Source organism: Sphingobium agri, assembly GCF_023051225.1.
Taxonomy (GTDB): Bacteria; Pseudomonadota; Alphaproteobacteria; order Sphingomonadales; family Sphingomonadaceae; genus Sphingobium; species Sphingobium agri.
In genome coordinates this window covers 282891-296544 of record NZ_JALKHS010000006.1, presented here as the reverse complement: position 1 = coordinate 296544, position 13654 = coordinate 282891, and the positions used below count along the sequence as shown (strand labels likewise).

Here is a 13654-nt window from a genome sequence, read left to right as displayed (position 1 = left end):
TGCCATGTCGGTCGTTCGACTGCGATGGCCACCATCCCCCAACATACTGCGGCGCCTAACCTCCCCGCTCTGGAGAGTGCCGGACCGGCGCAGAGGCGGAGAACCGCTAATAGATTGCTGGAAACAGCCTGGTCGAAAGGATGGCTCGATCGCCCCACGCTCGATCCTGACGAACTGATCGCGGCAGCCCGCAAAGCAAGCAAGACGGGAAATCTGCACGATGGCTGCTGGCGCGACCGGCTGAACATCTTGGCGTCGGCTTTGGAGAGAGAGGCATCGCTCAACAATCTGGGCCGCGTGATCGCGCATGGCCAGATCACCGCCGCGTTGCTTAACAGGGCACGGATGCAAGCCTTATGGGCGCGCCATCCGGAAATCGGCGAAATCAAATTGCAGCCGCCGATCCTGATTGTCGGCCAGATGAGATCCGGCAGCACGCGCATCCAGCGCCTCCTCGCCTGCGACCCCCGGCTCACCTTCACACGATTTTACGAAAGCTGGAATCCGCTTCCCCGCTTTTGGGGGTTGGCGCATGCCGATCGCGTGATCCGCGCGGCAGTGGCGCTCTCCTGCGCCCACTTCTTCAATCCCGCCTTCCGCCATATCCATCCGACCGGCGTCCATCATGCGGAGGAGGAGATGGGCCTTCAGAACATCTCCATGTTCGGCTCTGCCTTTGAAGCGCAATGGCGCGTCCCAAGCTTCACCGCCGCCGTCGAAGATGCCGATCCGGCGGCTGCCTATGCGGAGTTCAAGCGGCTTCTGCAGACCATCGCCTGGTTCCGGCGGCGCGCGCCTTCCCGGCCGTGGCTGCTCAAACTGCCGCAATTCGCGCAGGATATGGACGCAGTGCTGGCCACATTCGCCGGAGCGCGCGTCATCCGCTTGCATCGCGACCCCCAGCCCCTCATCGCCTCATCCGCGTCCCTGGTGCACAACCAGATGAGTCTGCAATCGGATGATGCTGACGCTCGATGGATTGGCCAGGAATGGCTCCGCAAGACCGCCCTGCGGGAACGCCGCCTCAACGCAGCCCTTCGCCGGTCAGCCGTGCCGAGCGTGGACGTACATTATGATGCCGTGAACCAGGATTGGCGCGAGCAGATTGCACGGATCTACAAGTTTCTCGACATGCCTCTTCGGCCAAGCATAGAGCAAGGCATGAGCCGCTTCATAAAAGGGAAGCGTCACAAAGAGCTTCGTCGCCACAATTATGATCTCGGCCAGTTCGGTCTCAGCCGCATGGACATCCACCAAGCCATGACAGAAGAAGGTTAGGCCGGTCGGCGGCTCCATAGCGATCAGATCAGCCATACCCACTAATCGAACGTTTATGTTCTGTTTCACATGCGTTATGCCTGCCTTCCGGAGAGAGGCGGAACCCATGCGCAAAAAATCTGCTGACGTTTAAACTGTGCCTCATTCTGGGTGTCAGCTGGGCCATTCCCGCCGCTGCCCAGTATGCAGGCGGAGCGCCCACCCTCAACCTGCACCTGTTCCGCGATCCGCCCGCGTCTGTCCGTCCGCTATACCGCTGGTGGCTTCCCCTGGCGGCGGTGGACGAGGAAGAGCTTCGCCGTGAAATCGACCAGATGGTGGATGCGGGGGCAGGCGGAGTCGAAATCGCCGCCATGCCCGTTCCCGGCGCCATCGGCAGCGATCCGGCGTTTCTGCGCGACAATGGCTTTGGCAGCAGCCGCTGGTCCCAAGCCCTGGAGACGATATTCGATCATGCGGGCAGCAAGGGGCTTCGCGTCGATATGATGGTGGGCCCGCACTGGCCCACCAGCGTTCCAAGCGTGTCCAGCCTCGACAATCCAGCGGCACAGCAGCAGCTTGTCGCTGGCTACGCACGGATCGCGCCCGGACAGAGTTGGACTGCCGCGCTTCCGCTACCTGCAAGATCCCGCACCGCTCCTGACGCGCGCCCTACCCTTGTGGCCGTCCTCGCAGCGCGCTGCGCGACCGACGCCTGTCCTGAAACCGGCGGCACCCGGATGATCGACTGGCAGTCGGTAAAGGACCTGACGGCAAAGGTTGCAAAGGACGGTAGTCTCACATGGACAGCCCCTTCCGGCCCCAATCCATGGTGGGTGATTGCCTTCTGCCAGATCGCCGATGGACAGAAGCTCGAGAATCTGAGCGCGAGTACACCCAATTATGTGATCGATCATATCGGCCCCGCAGGCGCTCGCGCGGTCACCGATTTCTACGACCGCTCTATCCTGACGCCCCGCCTGCGTTCCCTTATCCGCACCAACAAAAGCTCGCTCTTCGAAGACAGCTTCGAACCGTCGGAAGGTCTCAAATGGACATCGACCTTCCTGCCCGAGTTCAAGCGGCGCAGGGGCTATTCGCTCACACCCTATCTTCCCCTTCTGGTCGGCGGCGGCGTGGGCGCGCGCAAGGGCTTCTTCGACTATGCCGATGCCGGGGAACGGGTACGTGAGGATTATCGCCAGACCTTTTCCGACCTTTATGGCGACAATCATATGAAGCCCTATGCGCGCTGGGCGCACGGCCTAGGCATGACCACGCGCCTTCAGGTGGAGGGCGGGCCTATGGAGATCGCCGACCTTGCCGCTCTGCCGGACATTCCCGAAGGCGAGAATCGCAATTTCCTCAACAATCCCGAACTGTTCAAGGTCATCGGCACCGGCGCTCAACTCAGGCTGATGGAAGCGCCCTTGTCAACCGAATGCTGTCCAATCCAGGGTGGCAGCTGGGCGACCACAGCGGGCGGCAAGTCCTTCACCATCGCGCAGGGGACGGGCGCGCCATTTGGGCAGGCAGGCAATGATGCGAACCTGAACTGGGTGTACAAGGCATATGCAGGCGGCGTGAACCAGTTGGTCTGGCACGGCTTTCCCTACATCACGACGCCAAGCGGCAGCGGCGTGCGCTCCCGCTGGCCCGGCAACAGCTTCGATGGCAACACGCAATTTTCCGAAGCCTTCGGACCCAGGATGCCGCAATGGCCGGACTATCGGCTGATCAACGATCATCTCGCGCGGCTGCAACTTGTCATGCGTCAAGGCCGCCCGAGATATGACGTCGCGGTCTTCTGGCATGACTTCGGCGTGAAAGGGATCGCGCCCAATGTGACGGCCTTCACCGGTTATCCCGGCCTGTCGAAGATGCCATCCACCACGTCTCCGCTGGCCGCCGCAGGCTTTACCCATCAATATGTCAGCCCGGCTTATCTGACGGCCAAGTCCGCCCGCGACGTGCGAGAGGCCGTCTGGATGCCCGACCGCATGGGCTTCAAGGCGATCCTGCTGAACGATCGGACGGTGATGCCCGTCGAAAGCCTGCGCCGCATTCGCGATCTGGCGCGCAGGGGCGTACCGCTCGTCATCCTGGGGCAGGTGCCCAAGCGTACACCCGGACTGGCAGGCGAGCGCGGCGGCGATGCGGAGCTTGCCCGCATCGTTACGGAACTGAAGACGATGTCGCAGCGGCCAAGTACGCGCGTTCGCTTCGTTGCCGATGAAGCGCAGGCGGCCGCGGCACTGGCGACGATGGGCATCATACCAGCGGCGGCCCGCGCGGATGGCGCTGGCTCATCCGATATCCTGACCGTGCGTAGGCGCACCGTCGACACCGACTATTATCTGCTGTTCAACCAAAGCACCCAGACGGCGGCCCGGACGCTCAGCTTCACGGGATCCGGCGTCCCGTTCGAACTGAACAGCTGGACAGGCGAAATCCTGCCCTTGGCGCTGTACGAGCAGGCGGGCGGCGCAGTGCGCATCCCTATCACCTTGGCCGCGAACGACATCCAGCTGATCGCGATCGGCCGACCGGCTGGGGTGGAAGTCGGCACCGGCGTTCATGCCATTGCTACCGATGCTGACATGATCCGCCGCGATGGCGCAGGCCTCATCCTGCGCACTGGCCGGGCAGGCGACTTCCAGACCAAGCTGTCAAACGGCAAGATCATCCGCACTCATATCGAAACGCTCGCCGCGCACATCCCGCTCGATCGCTGGACACTCGGCATCGAAAGCTGGACTGCGGACGATACGGGGCTGCCCGGCCTCGATCACAGCCGGCGCCAGCGCTTGCCGGAAATTGCGGTGAAGGCGGGCGCCGATCACACCCTGCCGGGCTGGGGCGCGCTCGGACATCCGGACAAGGCGGGCCGCGGCTTCTACGCCACCGGCATCCAACTGGCCCCATCCTGGAGCGAGCCCGACGGAGCCTGGCTCGACCTCGGGATGGTCGTCGACACATTCCGCCTGACCGTCAATAGCGCAGACGTCCCGCCGAGCAGCTATCAGGACACGTCTCGGATCGACATCGGCCCCTTCCTGCACGCGGGCACGAACCGCATCGAAGTCCGCGTAGCCACGCCGTTACGCAATGCGGTGGAAAAAGCCACGAAAGAAGGCGCCAAGATGCTGAAGCAGACAGGGCTGATCGGCCCCGTGATCCTCCACCCCTACCGCGACGTGCCGTTGAAGTTGAATTGAGAAGACCCGGGAGCAGTCATGGTGATACGCCAAGGCTGCGTCATGGGGGAACAAATCCTCGGGAATACCGCACGTCGCACCGGCGGGCTCGACCATCGCTGGCTGCTGCCGGGACAAACGCACTTCCCCCAAGAACTGAAGCTCGAGCAGATTTCGCCGTTTTTTACCTGATGCGGATGCTGGCGGAGGGGGTAATGGCGCTTAAGATACTCGAATAGGTGCGTGTTTAAGTCACAATTCACCATAAAACAAGGAAGCACCTGCCCCCCCTGATTGTGCAAGCCTGGTCCAAGGTGGAGCCTATTGGCAGGCGCTCAATGTCCTCTGCTGAGGGGAATGTCCCGTCATGAGTGAAGACATTGGAAAGCTGCCGTTCCCACGGCGTCGGCTCCCGACCTTTAGCCGCCGACCATATATGTGCCGGCGGCTGCGGGTAAACCAACAGCTCCGACGGTGTTCAGAATGCGGAACTTGCAACCACCAAGCGTACGAGTCTTGGCGAAATGGCAGGCCGGGCATGCACCGGGTACTCAGGACGCAGGCGAATGCATGACCCGTCGTTGAACCACAGACGCCAGCGCTTTGCTGGGTTGCGGGACTAGAGCCCCTCGCCGCCTTGTCCGCCCGCTTATGGCTCCCCATCCTGCATTGGACAACAAGACGGCCAGCCAACGATAGCCGTAGCGATCATGTTGCTTCTCCGTTACCGCCTGATTGCCAGCGCCCCGCATGGCACTTTGCGCTACGCTGATCGATCCTGACCCAGCACCCGGCAGATTGTCATTGGACACCTGAAGCTTGCCTCGCGCGTGATCAATACAGCGCCGCCGCTTCGGGGGCCCCAGAAGTTTTCCTTGGCCATCTTCTGAAGTATCAGCTTGTACAATGTCAGACCGGAAGTCACCCGGCGAAGTCCATGGGCCGCTCAGAGAGAGGTGAATTATAAAATCCTATCCGGCCGCCCCAGTGTAGCGAGGTCGCTTAGTCGCTTTCGTTGTTGTCCCATTCACGCCTTCAGCAGACCCTATCGTACCAGCCAATCCGTTTTGATCGAGAAGCGAAATCAGATCATCACCTGTGCGCCCGATATGATAGCGGGTGAAATCAACCGCCTGATTAACCAGTCCCTGCCGACAGAGATCCAGCAGCGCGCCATGATCGTCTTGTGCACGCTGCACGCTGTCACCGACCGTCAGCACAAGCCGCGTATAACGATCGGAATTGACGAGCAATTCACGCACGATCCTCAGAGTTTTGAGGCGCCCGGACGGGTTATAGAGCGTCATGTGAAAGCGCCGGTTGAATTCCCCCCAACTCACCACGTCGCCCGAAGCGATGGCGGCATCATATTCCTCTATGACCGTCTCGGCGGCCGCAATATCTTCGGGAGTCAGGCGGGGGATGGAATAGCGCAGCAATTCAGGCTCCAGGAGTGCCCGCAAATCGAATAATTCCTGGATATCATCACGTGACAGGCCGGTAACAACATAGCCGCGGTGAGGATAGCTTGCGACCAACCCTTCGCCCTCCAAGCGTGACAGTGCCTCACGGACAGGTATCCGGCTCGTGCCCATTTCCTCAGCAAGCGCGTCTTGGCGAAGCGGCATACCGTCGGCAATTTCGCCGGACAGGATCAGCGCTCGCAGTTGATTGGTCACCCCATCCGCTATCGTGCTGCGGGAAACGCTTCCAGATTTACGTGGTGCTGGCATCGCGACTGTTAGTATCCCATTTTTCTTCAACCGTGAACAACCACGGTTCCCCGACTTGAACATATTTGAAATCCATAACAAGGGAGATGTGCGCCACCGCACCAACGCCAGCTGGCCGGATCGCCCCGGATAGATGGGTTTTTTGCCTACATCCTGCGGCGGAGCGACAACGCGTCCCGCACAAGCTTCGGCCGTCGCAATCGCGCTGATAGTCCGCTCTCTACAAAGCCGATCCAGGCAAAAGCGGCATGTGTGACACCCCGATTGAGGCAGCGCATCGGGCACAGGAATGCACGCATTGCCGGAAACGGAGTACCCGTGCCGGATCACTTCTGGATATTTATGCAGCCTTCTGCTGAGGGCCGGGCGCCTCAGCCGGATAGATGCTTGGAAGACCCGGATCATAGACTTCGGTCAGCAAATGCATGAAATCTCGATCATGAAGCGGATCGGAAGGCGTTTCAAACGCGCGGCCGCGGTTCCGAATATCCTTGATGAACGTATCGATGACTTGGTCATGCGTCAGGTCATCGGTATGATCCACAACCTGTTTGAGCTCGGTCAAATCCGTAAAAATGTCAGCACGCCAGTGCACCAGCATCCGCATTTCGCGTGCCGAAATCTTTTGGATCACCTCACCATCGGTAGTGATCTGCCATCCATCGACGGTATCGGGGTCCGAACCAAATCGGGAGTCGATCGTTAGCCCTTTGGTCTGCCTTTGCTCCAACGGCCCGTTCGCTTCGCCACGATGATACATTCTTTCAACTTCAGCCACGATCCCGCGGTTCCAGACCGGAGCGGCAATACGCTCAGGTGTGGCATGCGGACCCTTCGGCCAATAGGTAAAGCCCCCACCGACTGAACCACGATAAAACCAGGCAATCACCTGAGCCTTCTTCATCTGCCATTTTTTGAACAGATCCGACCTGATCATAGAGTTTAGGAGCCAATTTGGCGTATTTTTCAAGTTTAATCCTCGAAACTCCGCTCCGTCGAGATGCCCTCCGTCAAAGTTGTTGGTCGGACCATTGATGTTAAAGATCATATTCTCTGGCCTGGCATATTCCGCGTTCCAATAGCGTCTGCCGAAGTCCAAAAATTTCCTGTTCAGGAAAGTGTCTTCGATTTCCGGATACAGGCAAACACCGCCCTTGGCGAGATAACCGGTGAAATAGGGTAACAAGAAATCTTCCCACGCCGGCGCTGCGTCCTTCAGGTCCTTTCCTAAGGTGGTGTCGGCAATTCCCTCTGGCGAAGAGTAGAACTGGCGCAGTGTCAGCTCCCACGGTCCTTTGCTCCGCGCTACTTCCACAAGCCGCCGGTACTGATCTTCGCTGTAGATATCGTCGATAAGCATCGGTGGCGCTATCGGCCTGACGAGGTCTGAAGGCATGCTGCATCTCTCCGATTTTATTTATTATCCAATAATACCGGATACCGAGCGTCGTTCAAGGATTCGTTGGTGCCGCCTGAAAGGGGTCGAGTGATGATAACGGGCGGCGCGTTCAGAGATGTCGGCGCCCTTCTTGCCGTCCCCCTTTTTACGATCGGCAGATAAGAGCGTCCCCCTCGCCAGGCGTATCCAAAGCACTGACAGCACCGTCTATGAGATTGGCATTCGCCAGCCGGGCGCTGAGATCCAGCGGTTGCAGGAGCAATCCATAATATTGCTCGCGCGCACGTCGCTCGGCCAGATATGCGTGTCGGGCCGCCACGACATCCAAAGCCACGATCTGGAAGGCCCTGCCAATCGGGAGTTGCGCGACGCGATCGGCGTCAGCCCCTAACATCATTGCGATTTTGGGATAGCCACCGGCTGTCTGGTGATCGGCTTGGAGCAAGGTCGTGCGCCCCTCTCCGTTCACCTGCAAAGCGCCCCTTAATAGCGGTTCGCTGGGCATATCGGTCGCGATGGGCGGGATCGCGGGACCATCAAGCACAAGCCCCATCCGATCGAAGGATGCGGATGGACGAAAGGAGGTGCTAAGCAGCGTTTCCACCGCCGCTGAGTCAAAAAAGCGCTGCTGAGGTCCAAGGACGACTCGTGCCCGTGAGATCGGGTCATCCACGCCCGCTGGACGCGGCACCGCGCGAGCATCCCCCACGCTACCCTCCAACTGTCGGCAACTTGCGATCGTCAGCACGTCCCCTGCGGCGAGACGCTGGCCGCCCAACTCTGCCTGGGCATGCCTGGAAATGCTGCCGAGCCATTCGGGAGCCACAATGCTTCCGGCGAAGGAAAGATAGCTCCAGTTGCCCGCGCCGGGGCGTACCCGCAACGTCATTCCAGCACAGATGCGCGCGGCCACCCAACTGCCCAGTTGCACTCCATCCAGTTCGACGGTGAACCCCCCGCCGCAGACCGCGAATGAGGCTTCACCCTGCGTGCATCGCAGCATGATGCCGCCGAATGACAGTTCGACCGCCCCATTTACGACCGGCGCACCAAAGCAATGTACCGCTGCCTCATAACTCAAACGGTCTACCGGGCCGGATCGAGGTATGCCGAAACGCAGCAGGCCGGGACGCCCGCTATCCTGCGTGGTTGTCAGAGGGCCAGCCTGTTCGACGACGAAGGTAGCTAGCCGGGTCACTTCGTTGCCAACCGCGCGAACTGCTCTGAATCGATCCGCTGGAACTGCACCGTATCGCCCGGCTGGAAGACGGGAGGCTCTTCGGAATCGCGATCGAGTATCGTCAAGGGCGTGCGCCCGATCACCCACCAGCCGGTGGGCATCGGCAAAGTCGAGATGAGACATTGCGGCCCCGCGATTAGCACGCTGCCGACAGGATATCCGCGCACGGCTGCGGGCTTGCGAGGTTGGTGCAGCGCAGGCGGCACGCCGCCCATATAAGCATAGCCCGGCGCGAACCCGTACATGTACACGCGATAGCGTGCCTCAAGAAATTGCCTTGTTACCACTTCCGGAGTCAGTCCGACGCGGCTCGCTATCTCATCAAGATCGGGCGCATAGGAGTTATCGAAGCAGACGGGAACGACATGGCATCTTCCGGCACGATCCGCCGTGCGGGGCTGAGACATCAATGGCTCGCAAAGAAGCCGCAGCTCCTCGAAACTTGTCAAATTGGGATCGTAGCGAACCAAGACCGACGTGTATGCGGGCGCCGTCTCACAAATGGCGGCAATGCCAGCGGCGTGCAGCGCGCTGTCCAGGTCCAGCACGGCACCATGGGTTTCCTCGCACACCACGCTCCCAAGTTCGATCAGCAGCGCGTCCTCGCCCACGGGACGGATGACATACGGGCTCATCTATAAGGCAGGAAGGGGGCTATGGCGAAGCCCCGCTCGGTAAGCTCATCCCGCACGGTTCGTGCCATGGCGACCGCATCCGGGCTGTCGCCATGGACGCAGATCGAATGCGCCTCCAGTGCTACGGGCTCGTGCGAAACCGTCGGCATCATACCGCTTTCGAGGAAGGCGACGATGCGGCGCGCCGCAAACGCCCCGTCGTGGATCAAGGCCCCCGGCTCGCTGCGAGGGACGAGATTTCCCGCCGCTGTATATCCCCGGTCGGCGAAGATCTCGCTGAACACCTGCATGCCGCTGTCGCGGGCGACCTGCTCCAGCATGGTCCCCGATATGGCAAGCATCGCAAGATCCGGATCGACGGCACGGACAGCCGCCACAATCGCAGCCGCTACCGGCTTCTCGACCGTGGCCACGTTACCCAGTGCGCCATGCGGCTTCACATAGGCAACGGGTTGCCCGACAAGCGCGCCGATCGCCATCAGTGCGCCGACCTGCGCGGCCACGAACCGCTCGATCTCGTCCGGGCGGTGCGGCATCCGACGGCGGCCAAAGCCTTCTTTGTCAGGATAGCTCGGATGCGCGCCGGTAACCACCTTGTGCTGGCGTGCGAGGCTTAGCGTGCGGAACATGGTGTCGGGGTCGCTGGCATGTCCTCCACAGGCGACGTTTGCGCTGCTGACCAGCGCGAACATGGCTTCGTCGTCGCCCATCACCCATGGGCCGAACCCTTCGCCCATATCGGCGTTCAGGTCGATCGAGGGCAGCGATCCTGCTGCGGAGGGAGAGCTTTCTTCTGATCGTTCGGTCATGCTTCTTCCACCGGGACCACATAGTTGAGCACCATCCGTCCCCCGTCCGGATAGATGGTCTGCCCGGTCATGTAGGACGCATCGTCACTCGCCAGAAAGGCGGCGACTGACGCCACTTCAGACGGATCACCCAATCGCCCTCTGGGCGTGCGCGACAGGATCATGCGACGTTGATCGTCATTCGTCAAAATGCCTTCTTTCAGCATTTCGGTGGCAATCGTGCCAGGGCCGACGCCAACCACGCGGATCCCGTGCCGGGCGAGCGCCACGGCGCCGGTAGCCGTCAACTGATTCATGCCCCCCTTCGAAATGGCGTAGGTGGCGATGGAGGGGTTCGCCAATCGCGCGTTGATGGAAGACATGTTGATGATGACCCCGCCGCGCCCCTGTTCGACCATCTGCTTCCCGGCGATCTGGAGGCCCAGGAACGCGCCTTTGAGATTGACACCCAGGACCTGATCATATTCCTCGTCGGTGATCGACAAGATGTCCTTGCTGATGGCGATGCCCGCATTATTCAGCATGATGTCGATCCCGCCGAACGCATCCAGTGCAGTCCCAACCAGCCGCTCGACATCGGCGCGGGCGCTGACATCGGTACGACAGCCCCGAACCTCGAACCCCTCCGCGGCCAGCATGTCGACCGCCCGGTCAAGATGATCGCCGTCGACATCGCCCAGCACCACCTGCGCGCCGTCCGCCGCGAACCGGCGCGCGCAAGCGAAACCTATGCCGCGCGCCGCTCCGGTTACAACGGCGATCCTCTTGCTCTGCATTGTACGTCGTCCTCTTAATAGATGGTAGATTCGATGTAGGGACGCCCTTGCGCGACCCTGTCGAACGCGAGCGGCGATATGTCGATCGTGCGGTGGCCGCCATGCACGATCATCTCGGCCACCGCTCGGCCCGCGCCGGGTGCGTGCATCACGCCATGCCCGGAAAAACCGCATGCGAACATCAGGTTTTCGATCTCCGGATGAGCACCCAGCACGGCATTATGATCGAACATGTTCATGTCATAATGGCCAGCCCAGGCATGCAGCAGCCTCAGTTGCTCCAGCGACGGGATGCGTGCGGCCAGTGCTGGCCAGACCCGCTCTTCAAACAGCGACATGTCGGGTTCGAAGTCACCATAGGCATCGGGATCACAGGATGAATCGGGAGAGATGCCGCAGATGAAACCCGCCCCTTCAGGCCGAAGCCAGGCACCGGAAGTGTCGAAGACCATGGGAACGTCTGTGTTGTCGAGCGGAGCCTTGAAATGATAGATGCACCGCTTCTTGGGCACTACAGGCAGATCAACGCCCAGAGATGCCATCAGCCGTCCCGAATGGGCGCCAGCGGCGCACACCACCCAGTCAGGTTCGAGTTCTGTGCCATCGGCCAGACGGACATTCACGATCCGGCCACCCGCTACGCGCAGTCCGTCGGCCTCCGCCCGGCAGAAACGGACATCTTTATCGATTGCTGCTGCGCGCATAGCCGCGAGCAACGACCATGCGTCGAACCACCCCTCCTCACGCAGCCCGAATGTCCCGACACCCACGTCCTCGACCGCGAGCCATGGGAACCGCGCAGCGAGCGCAGCTGGTTCGAAGCGCTCTACCATGCATCCTTGCGCGCGTTGGATATCAAGCAGCCGGTCCGCTTCAGCAACCGCCGGCGGCGGCGACAGGATCAGATAGCCGCGCTCCACATAGCCGACATCGGCCTCGCGCCCCAGGATGCGGGACAGATTCCGCAGGAAGTCGGCGCCGAACCGGCTCAACGCCACATTGACGGGGCTGCCGAACTGGACACGGATGGACGCGGCCGAGAGGGTCGTGGAAGATTGTTGATAGCTGGGATCACGTTCGATGACGACGACCTCGCCCGTAAACCCCTCATGGCGAAGAAACCAGGCGACCGAACATCCTATTATGCCGCCGCCGATGATGACAACCTGCTGCGGCATTACCGGCTTCTCCGCGGCCGCATGATGCAATGCCGCGGTTCCCATATCGTCTTCATGGCGGTCCGACATCCCGATATTGGATAAAGTCTACGCATTGCACCAGCGGCAAGCCGCATGCAAGCGGCAGATGCCTCTTAAACCTTCATGCTTCGGCCGACTGCGCGGGACGATCAGCGAGCCGTCTCGCCATGGCCAGGAAAACCATAGTCACTATGGCGCATCCCCCGATTATTATGACCGCAACCGGAGTATAGCTCCTCATTTCATCCCGCAACACGCCCGCAAGTGGCGGCAGGAAGAAGGTCAGCGGCAAAGTGACAGGACTATACAGCCCAATGATGCGGGGAAGCGATTGCTGACCGAACAGACGCCCCGACAACATGCTCACCGCCGGAAATATACCTGCGCCGCCAGCGCCCAACGTCAGCGCGGCCAACGCCATGATGGGAAAGGACAGGGTCGACAGCAGAACGAACCAGCTGATCGCCATGCCTGCACCGATAAGGGCAAGTGTTGCGGGCGCTCCCAGCCGGTTGGAAAGGATGCCGACCGCGATAGAACCGATGATGGCGGCGCCGCCCAGGATCGACAACAGGCCCGCAGCCTCCTCAGCGCCCACGCCGCGTTCGGCGGCAAAGGCCGCGAGGTGCGACACGCCTGTTATCCCAACGGCGTTCAAATAGCCCGCGAACAAGCTCATCACCCAGAAGGACGGGCTGCTCAGTACCGACCGGATGGATCTCATCACCCCGCTATCGCTGCGTGGAGAACCCTCGGTGTGTTCGACGCCATGCGTCGCTGCATCCGAGACTCCGATCATCAAGGGCAACAGAGCCAAATGGAGAGCCGCCAGAGTGAGATAAAAGGCAGGAAGCCCCTGGTCGCGTATGATGATCAGGCCTGCCATTGGCATCAACGCAACGAACAATGGCATGTTCGCTATGCCGAGCGCCAGACCCGGATTATGCCTGAACCAGTTGCTGGCAAGCACGCTGGCGGGGAACGGGCCAAACATCGACAGGCCGGCGCCAATCGGCACGGCATAGAGCAGCAGCACCACCTGCATGTTGGGCGCTATAGCCAGCAGACCATAGCCGCAGCCCGAAATCAGCGCGCCGATCGTCATAGTCCAGCGCAGTCCAAGTCGCGCAATCAGGGCGGCGACGAACGGGCTTACCAAGCCCATCCCGAGTACCGACAAGGACAATGCCAACGCTGTTTCGCCGCGGCTCGCTCCATGCAATTCCTGCAACGACAGCACCGAAACGCCAAATCCGCCAAAGGCGCTCCCGACCGCAACATTCTGAGCGAGGAAGGCGCGGAACACCATCATCCAGGCTCTTCCGTCAGGGCTGCTCGCGGCAGGTGTCGCAGCGATGATTTCGCCTGTCGTCCCGTTCATTCACCAGTCTCCTGCTGCGCTTGGCGGC

At 61.0% G+C, this 13654-nt stretch carries 11 protein-coding genes; 3 read left to right on the top strand and 8 right to left on the bottom strand.

Going from position 1 to position 13654, the window contains the following annotated elements:
• Positions 1-24 precede the first annotated feature (24 nt).
• The 3 genes from MU848_RS04610 to MU848_RS04600 all read left to right on the top strand — a co-directional run bounded on the left by MU848_RS04610 (position 25) and on the right by MU848_RS04600 (position 4646).
• On the top strand, positions 25-1278 hold the full coding sequence (locus MU848_RS04610) for a sulfotransferase family protein (RefSeq protein WP_247230515.1): 1254 nt from the start codon (positions 25-27) through the stop codon (positions 1276-1278).
• A gap of 278 nt (positions 1279-1556) precedes the next feature.
• Positions 1557-4475: a glycosyl hydrolase gene (locus MU848_RS04605; RefSeq protein ID WP_247230514.1), complete on the top strand. Its 2919-nt coding sequence runs from the start codon at positions 1557-1559 to the stop codon at positions 4473-4475.
• 18 nt (positions 4476-4493) lie between these two features.
• Entirely contained in the window at positions 4494-4646 is a 153-nt protein-coding gene (locus tag MU848_RS04600) for a hypothetical protein (protein WP_247230512.1), read from the top strand.
• Between the two features lie 779 nt (positions 4647-5425).
• Here the strand turns inward: MU848_RS04600 and MU848_RS04590 are convergent.
• From MU848_RS04590 to MU848_RS04555, 8 genes are all read right to left on the bottom strand, one after another.
• The gene (locus MU848_RS04590; protein WP_247230510.1) at positions 5426-6133 is read right to left on the bottom strand and encodes a GntR family transcriptional regulator; all 708 of its coding nucleotides are present in this window, start codon (positions 6131-6133) and stop codon (positions 5426-5428) included.
• A gap of 394 nt (positions 6134-6527) precedes the next feature.
• Complete coding sequence (locus MU848_RS04585; RefSeq protein ID WP_247230508.1) at positions 6528-7547, bottom strand: hypothetical protein; 1020 nt, start codon at positions 7545-7547, stop codon at positions 6528-6530.
• Positions 7548-7731: 184 nt separating this feature from the next.
• Entirely contained in the window at positions 7732-8784 is a 1053-nt protein-coding gene (locus MU848_RS04580; RefSeq protein WP_247230506.1) for a 5-oxoprolinase subunit C family protein, read from the bottom strand.
• Positions 8781-9461, bottom strand: a complete 681-nt coding sequence (locus MU848_RS04575; protein WP_247230504.1) for a 5-oxoprolinase subunit B family protein — start codon at positions 9459-9461, stop codon at positions 8781-8783. Before MU848_RS04575 ends, MU848_RS04580 begins: the two co-directional genes overlap by 4 nt.
• Entirely contained in the window at positions 9458-10270 is an 813-nt protein-coding gene (locus tag MU848_RS04570) for a LamB/YcsF family protein (RefSeq protein WP_247230502.1), read from the bottom strand. The genes MU848_RS04575 and MU848_RS04570 overlap by 4 nt, the downstream gene beginning before the upstream one ends.
• Complete coding sequence (locus MU848_RS04565) at positions 10267-11046, bottom strand: SDR family NAD(P)-dependent oxidoreductase (protein ID WP_247230500.1); 780 nt, start codon at positions 11044-11046, stop codon at positions 10267-10269. The genes MU848_RS04570 and MU848_RS04565 overlap by 4 nt, the downstream gene beginning before the upstream one ends.
• A gap of 14 nt (positions 11047-11060) precedes the next feature.
• Complete coding sequence (locus MU848_RS04560) at positions 11061-12224, bottom strand: NAD(P)/FAD-dependent oxidoreductase (RefSeq protein WP_247230499.1); 1164 nt, start codon at positions 12222-12224, stop codon at positions 11061-11063.
• 142 nt (positions 12225-12366) lie between these two features.
• Entirely contained in the window at positions 12367-13626 is a 1260-nt protein-coding gene (locus MU848_RS04555) for an MFS transporter (protein ID WP_247230497.1), read from the bottom strand.
• Between the last annotated feature and the right edge of the window lie 28 nt (positions 13627-13654).

Coding starts and splice junctions, on each gene's coding strand:
- MU848_RS04570 (WP_247230502.1), bottom strand. CDS start 10,270: ATGACCGAACGATCAGAAGAAAGCTCTCCCTCCGCAGCAGGATCGCTG.
- MU848_RS04610 (WP_247230515.1), top strand. CDS start 25: ATGGCCACCATCCCCCAACATACTGCGGCGCCTAACCTCCCCGCTCTG.
- MU848_RS04565 (WP_247230500.1), bottom strand. CDS start 11,046: ATGCAGAGCAAGAGGATCGCCGTTGTAACCGGAGCGGCGCGCGGCATA.
- MU848_RS04560 (WP_247230499.1), bottom strand. CDS start 12,224: ATGCCGCAGCAGGTTGTCATCATCGGCGGCGGCATAATAGGATGTTCG.
- MU848_RS04600 (WP_247230512.1), top strand. CDS start 4,494: ATGGTGATACGCCAAGGCTGCGTCATGGGGGAACAAATCCTCGGGAAT.
- MU848_RS04555 (WP_247230497.1), bottom strand. CDS start 13,626: ATGAACGGGACGACAGGCGAAATCATCGCTGCGACACCTGCCGCGAGC.
- MU848_RS04575 (WP_247230504.1), bottom strand. CDS start 9,461: ATGAGCCCGTATGTCATCCGTCCCGTGGGCGAGGACGCGCTGCTGATC.
- MU848_RS04585 (WP_247230508.1), bottom strand. CDS start 7,547: ATGCTTATCGACGATATCTACAGCGAAGATCAGTACCGGCGGCTTGTG.